Source organism: Clostridium sp., assembly GCF_016650035.1.
In the GTDB taxonomy this organism is placed as follows: Bacteria; Bacillota; Clostridia; order Clostridiales; family Clostridiaceae; genus Clostridium_AD.
In genome coordinates this window covers 1-6,302 of sequence record NZ_JAENWM010000140.1, presented here as the reverse complement: position 1 = coordinate 6,302, position 6,302 = coordinate 1, and the positions used below count along the sequence as shown (strand labels likewise).

9 protein-coding genes and 1 pseudogene are annotated in these 6,302 nt (G+C 31.1%); 9 read left to right on the top strand and 1 reads right to left on the bottom strand.

The window, feature by feature from the left end:
* The first annotated feature begins 316 nt into the window (after positions 1 to 316).
* The 7 genes and pseudogenes from JJD95_RS19335 to sigZ all read left to right on the top strand — a co-directional run bounded on the left by JJD95_RS19335 (position 317) and on the right by sigZ (position 4,855).
* Positions 317 to 1,462, top strand: coding sequence for a glycerate kinase (locus tag JJD95_RS19335; protein WP_291645020.1), 1,146 nt, complete (start codon positions 317 to 319; stop codon positions 1,460 to 1,462).
* Positions 1,463 to 1,653: 191 nt separating this feature from the next.
* Entirely contained in the window at positions 1,654 to 1,908 is a 255-nt protein-coding gene (locus JJD95_RS19330) for a DUF4351 domain-containing protein (protein ID WP_291645018.1), read from the top strand.
* A 338-nt stretch (positions 1,909 to 2,246) separates the two neighbouring features.
* Positions 2,247 to 2,429, top strand: a pseudogene (locus tag JJD95_RS19325) (3'-5' exonuclease); the annotation flags it as partial.
* The gene (locus JJD95_RS19320; protein ID WP_291645022.1) at positions 2,403 to 3,488 is read left to right on the top strand and encodes a S24 family peptidase; all 1,086 of its coding nucleotides are present in this window, start codon (positions 2,403 to 2,405) and stop codon (positions 3,486 to 3,488) included. The pseudogene JJD95_RS19325 and the gene JJD95_RS19320, both read left to right, overlap by 27 nt.
* A gap of 96 nt (positions 3,489 to 3,584) precedes the next feature.
* Positions 3,585 to 3,794 carry a hypothetical protein gene (locus JJD95_RS19315; protein ID WP_291645016.1) on the top strand — a complete coding sequence of 70 codons (210 nt, stop codon included), beginning with the start codon at positions 3,585 to 3,587 and terminating at the stop codon, positions 3,792 to 3,794.
* A gap of 266 nt (positions 3,795 to 4,060) precedes the next feature.
* Complete coding sequence (locus tag JJD95_RS19310; protein WP_291645024.1) at positions 4,061 to 4,243, top strand: hypothetical protein; 183 nt, start codon at positions 4,061 to 4,063, stop codon at positions 4,241 to 4,243.
* A 48-nt stretch (positions 4,244 to 4,291) separates the two neighbouring features.
* On the top strand, positions 4,292 to 4,855 hold the full coding sequence (gene sigZ, locus JJD95_RS19305; RefSeq protein WP_291645013.1) for an RNA polymerase sigma factor SigZ: 564 nt from the start codon (positions 4,292 to 4,294) through the stop codon (positions 4,853 to 4,855).
* 96 nt (positions 4,856 to 4,951) lie between these two features.
* On the opposite strand, the gene JJD95_RS19300 is transcribed toward sigZ, so the two are convergent.
* Positions 4,952 to 5,320, bottom strand: a complete 369-nt coding sequence (locus JJD95_RS19300; RefSeq protein WP_291645011.1) for a 2Fe-2S iron-sulfur cluster-binding protein — start codon at positions 5,318 to 5,320, stop codon at positions 4,952 to 4,954.
* 237 nt (positions 5,321 to 5,557) lie between these two features.
* Between JJD95_RS19300 and JJD95_RS19295 the strand changes: the two genes are divergently transcribed.
* Complete coding sequence (locus JJD95_RS19295; RefSeq protein WP_291645009.1) at positions 5,558 to 5,683, top strand: hypothetical protein; 126 nt, start codon at positions 5,558 to 5,560, stop codon at positions 5,681 to 5,683.
* A gap of 387 nt (positions 5,684 to 6,070) precedes the next feature.
* Positions 6,071 to 6,302: hypothetical protein (locus tag JJD95_RS19290; RefSeq protein WP_291645007.1), on the top strand; the 232-nt coding region annotated here is incomplete at its 3' end.

Sequence of the window (6,302 nt, the reverse complement as noted above, 5' to 3'; positions counted from 1 at the left end):
GTTATCCAGATACATATTATTATTTCCTAAATGTGGATATTGTTAATTATTGTTTTCCGACTATACTCTGTATTTAATTATACAAAAAAAGCACCTACAGCTCAAACACTTTTTTTCTAAGTGTCTAGTCTATAGGTACCAGTTTATAATAATCCAGTATTGTTTTTATATATAAATCTTTATATTGGAGGAGAAGATATGACAAATATTGAATTACCATATGGACATGAAGAAATAAGGATTCAAAGATTACTGTTATTCCTGACGGAGTGTCCGTAATAGTTCTTTAAACTATAAAAATTTAAAGGAGATAATGATGAAAAAAGTAATTTTAATACCAGATTCATTTAAAGGAACACTTAGTTCGATACAAATATGTGAAATTATACAAAGTAAAATTAAGCAGCATTTTCCTGAATGCAAAGTTATTTCAATACCAGTAGCTGATGGTGGAGAGGGTAGCGTAGATTGCTTCCTTACAGCATTAGGCGGAGAAAAAATAAATCTGATAGTCAAAAATCCGTATTTTGAAGATATGGATTCGTTCTATGGAATTATTGATAAAGGGAATACAGCTGTAATAGAAATGGCAGCATGTGCTGGGCTACCACTTGTTGAAGACAGAAAAGACCCCAGTAAAACTACTACTTACGGTGTTGGACAGCTGATTTTGGATGCTGCAGGCAGAGGAGTAAAGAAGATAATTGTAGGCCTTGGCGGTAGTAGCACAAATGATTGCGGTTGCGGCGCCGCAGCTGCAATAGGAGTGAAGTTCTTTAACAATAAAGGTGAGAAGTTCATTCCTACAGGGGGAACGACTCATGAGATTTCAAGTATTGATATATCAGGAAAGGCTGAAGTTTTAAATGGAATAGAAATAGTCACAATGTGTGATATTGATAATCCAATGTACGGACAAACAGGAGCAGCTCATGTTTTCGGACCACAGAAGGGTGCAGATGCAGAAATGGTACTATTTCTTGATGAAGGTATTAAAAATATTTCGGAAATTATAAAAAAAGATTTGAGTAAGGATCTGAGCGAAATACCTGGATCAGGTGCAGCGGGCGCCATGGGTGCAGGAATGATAGCATTCTTTGATTCTGTACTACAAATGGGGATAGAAACAGTTCTGGACACGGTTAAATTTAGTAATGTTATTACTGGTGCGGATATGATATTTACTGGAGAAGGAAAGATTGATTTCCAAAGTTTAAGGGGAAAAGTAGTTATTGGAGTGGCTAAGAGGGCAAAACTTCAAAATGTTCCTGTGTCCGTTATTGCAGGGGGAGCAGATAATGGAATAGACGAGTCATACGACTTGGGTGTAACTTCTATTTTTTCTATAAATAGATTACCAGAAGCTTTTGAAACCAGTCGGTATAAAAGTGTGGAAAACATGACATTTGCTGTAGATAATATTCTTCGTTTGATTAAGAGTGTAAAGCAAAAGCTTAAATAAATGTTTAAATAATATAAAAGCTAGGTGTCACATGGAATATGTCAAACTATTGGACATAACTTTCCAAGTTTAATAAGGTAGATAAGATAAATATTAGCGATAGTAAATTAAAGTGTCTTACAATGTTGTATGCATTATTAGAAAAATTCGGAGATGCTGAAAGCAAAAAAAAATTCAAGGAGGTCTTTAATATGACAGAAATAGGAAAGATGATATTAGAGGATGGAATTGCTAAAGGAATGGAAAAAGGAATGGAAAAAGGAATAGAAAAAGGTAGGAAAGAAGGGAAAGCACAACTCTTATTAAAACTGTTAACTAAGAGATTCAATAAAATACCTAATGAATATAAAAATAAGATAATGGAATTATCGGATGAAACTATAGAAATAATAGGACTTGAACTATTTGACATGAAAGATGTGAAGGAAATAGAAAAATATTTTTAGTATATTGAGGTATTTTTATTTATCTTCAAGGATAAAAAGCGATAGAATAAATAATTAACCAATTAAAAGATAGTTTGGTAGAGTATGATGGATAAGCGTTTAGTGTTTATCCATTGTTTTTTATACAATTTTAGAGTTAAATTTTGATAAATAGACATATTTATACTATAATATATATATATTAGTAAAATTACCTTTAGGGGGACGAAACATGCAATTAAATGTAGAACAACAAAAGTTAATACAGGGGAAACCAAGTGGACATTTTTTAATTAAAGGAGTAGCAGGATCAGGCAAAACTACAGTAGCAGTTAAATGAAAATTTTGATGAGGAAAAAGTCAAATTATTAACTATTCATTCAATAAAGGGATTAGAGTTTAAAGTTGTATTTATAATAGGATTAAATGAAGGAATAATACCTTATCTATCGTATCAAGAAGCAGAAGATGAGGGTATGCAAGAAACTATGGAGAGGAAATTACTATATGTAGGAATGACTAGGGCTAACGAGCTATTATATTTAACAAGTAGTGGTAAACCGTCTAGATTCTTAGTAGATATAGACTCAAAGTATTTAAAGTTAAAATATAAATGCAAATTAAGTAAATTCTATAACGTGTCCTTAGAGGATTATGCTTATAAGAATAATATTGTAGATATATACTCCCGTGAAGAAAAAGTAAGACAGTGGATTATAAAGGAACTAAATAATATTTATAAGTATCCACTAGATTTAATCAATGTAGAGTATAAAGTTAATAATTTTTCTAAGATAGGACTTGTGGATGTTGCCATTAAAATTTACAGTAACAATAATCCTATACCTTACGTATTCATAGAGGTTAAAGCTCCCCATACAAATTTGGAAAATGGGTTAAATCAATTAAAATCTTATATGTCAAATAGTAATACCTGCCAATACGGCATTGTAACTAATGGAAACGAAGTTATTATTATTAATAAGGATTTTGAAGTTATAGATGATATACCTGAATTTAATACGGCAATGCTACCAAGTTCTTTAGAGGATTATAAATACAATGATTTGAAACATAGCAGAAAATATAAATTCACAAGAGATGTAAATGAAACTGAGCAGCTTACAATATGTGAAAGTGGCAGTGAAGATTCTTACGATGAAATGAATTTAATACCGCTTAAAATTTATTGCGAAATTGCAGCAGGACTACCTATATACATGAATGCTCAAACCCAAGGGAACTTCTATGTACCTACTGATTGGGTAGGAAATAGTGGAGAACACTTTATTTTAAAGGTTAAAGGGGATAGCATGATTGGTGCAAATATAGATAATGGGGACTTAGTAGTAATAGAGGTTAGACAAACTGCTGATAATAGGGAAATCGTTGCTGTGGCTACTGATGCGGAATCGGCAACTTTAAAAAGATACATGAAAATGGGAGACACAATACTTCTGATACCAGAAAATGAAAACTATGAGCCAATACAGATTAAATGTGAAGAGGCAAAGATTTTAGGAGTTGTAGTTGGGGTGGTAAAGAAGGAGAGTTGTAATGGAATGAAAGGGAGTATAGATAAATATATAAATTCTATTTAATACTATAAAAGGGATTAATTAGTCGGCTGGTACGACCCCGTAGTAAAATTTGGGAACGTATGTGGACAAATAATGCATATTCAAAGGGGGGATTTTATGAAGCCATTAGGTATAGGATTGCTTACAATCGTAATTGGATATATGTTATCAATGTTTTTTTCAGGATTAGGAACAGATGATGCTAATATGTCATATGTAGTTGGATGTATTAACGCTGTATTATATTTATCAGGAATTGTTTCAATATGGGGATATTTAATATTGAAAGAATTAAAAGATAAAAATAATGATAATAAAAATAAATAAAAGGATAAATCGCTTCGCAACATTCTTGTATAGTTCATAAATCATAAATTTACAATACTTTAACAGTTGGGAATATAAAATGGGATTGTCTATTCATGGCAAGCCCATTTTATATGTATTATTCTCATTATTGTCTAACATAGCCTAAATTTAAAGACCTGTTTATCATTAATCTTAAGAAAAAGAAAAAAAGGCATTACTGCCTTTTGAGTCTTCATTTGTAAGTTACACGCCATTTGGGACCCTTATCCGGATCAGACCCCAAATTGGATGAGGCCATTAAAGATATAATTAACGTGTACAGTAAGTGCTACCTACCCAAATTATGGAGTAGTGATAAGATTGCGGCTGTTGATGGTACAATGATTGATCTACAAAACGCTAGAGATTCAACCTGTGGACATGTTCCCTCAGACGGCTCATGTGGAGACCTGTGTGAAGCTAGTTAGAAAATAACCAGAATTATACATGTGATTAGCGAAAAAGGGAGGCAATAAATGTATGACTTCGATGAATTATGGAATGAGTTCAATCAAAAGCTCCTGAACTATATTAATGCTAAAGTTAACAATACTCAAGATGCTGAGGACATTCTACAAGATGTTTTTATTAAGATATTTAGTAGTATTGAGCGGCTAGAGAGTCAAGCTGCAATAAAGTCGTGGATTTATAAAATTACAAAGAATACTATCATAGACTTTTATAAAAAGAAAAAGGATGTCTCAGTTGCACCAGAAACCTTATATGAAATTGAAGATGAAAAAGAAGATGTTGATAATATGAATGATGATATTTCAAAATGTATTGGTGATATGATTTTTGCACTTCCTGATAAATATTTATCTGTATATGATATGTACGAGAAGAGGAATATGAAGCATAAAGAAATTGCAGAAGCATTAGATATTTCGGTATCTGATTCTAAAGTAAGATTGAAACGTGCTAAAGATATGTTTAAGGATAAGTTAAGTAAATGCTGCGATTTTGAAGTGGATAAGTATGGCAATATCATTAACTATCTTTCAAAAGGAAAATGTAAAGACTGTGATGGTAGGTGTTAAGAAGAACCCATAAATGTTTGAACCGACCCCTAAAAGTTAGACAACAAACTAATTTTAGGAGATCGGTTTTTTAATGCAGAAGTTACTTAGTTTTGTTTAGTCACTACAACAGGAACCTGAACAGCTACATGAGGAGCTTTGCTTATTAGGGTCAATACCACCACATTTATTATTACTAGTATCACCAGATTTGATTGCCTGTGAAAACTTTTCTAGTCTTTCTTTTCTCAGAAGTATCAAGTCGTCACGGTTATATACGATATTCATTCCATCTTGAGGTTTAGTGCCACATGCATACTTTTGAACACCATCAATTTCAATAACACATACATTACAACACCCGTTTTTCTTTTTGTTTCTAAAACATGGTGCTGTAATAGTAATGCCATTATCCTCTGCAATTTCAACAATATTTTTAGTTGTGTCTTTGACAATAATCTCTTTTTCATCGATTTTTATTTTCATTTTTTCCCCTTTCAATCCTAAATTTCAATATATTATTTTTTGCTACACCCTAAAGACGATTGAAAGATGAGATGGTTACATAATTTCAGAAAAAAATGAACTTGTTAAAGTACAAAAAGAATAGGTTCTCAATATGTAGGGGCATTTACCTTCAATATAAACCGAAAAGACTTTTAAGAGTTCACTACAACAGGTAAAGATGTTGAATTAAGCTTAGGTTTCTTTGGTAAAGAAAAGATGTCCGCTCATATTGATATCATGCCAGATGAAGAAGTGTTTTTTAACTATCTAAAGAAAGCAGCTGGTCTGCCGCCATTTGTTACTTTTAAAAAGCACCAGGTAGTTAAAATAACACTTTTATAAACTGGGTTATCATCTTTACGACTAATTATATTTATGCAAAGTAAAAACCACTAAGTATGACTTAGTGGTTTTTGTTACATGGGCGATGTTCTGGATTTATTTTTTCTATTAATTGGTTATATTGATTATTATCTATACCCACATCAATTCCCCCTTATACTTTGATAGACTAATCTTTCGTCTATCAATACTATTTTGTCTTTATTTAAGTATATACAACATTAACATTATTTTCCAAGAATCATTATTAAATGATAAAACTAAAGTTAGGTGGAAAAGTGGATTTCAGTTAGTAAATGCATATAATCTATATTTAAATTACTAAACTTTTACAATGTTATATTTTTTATTAAAATTTAGTAATTATTTAGCATAAGGAGGCCAGCTATGAATATAATTACTTGTTTTATAGGTGCAGGTGTGGAAGCATTATTGTATTACATTTTGAAAATTTACTTTAATCATAAAATGAAAAAAATTTTAATTATTGCGAATTGTGTATTAATATTAAGTATAATAATTGATTATATATTTATTGGTAGTCAGGAATTATTTGACATTATGTTTGGGATAGAATGTTTAAATATAGTTATATGGTTTTATTACTTATTTGATAAGT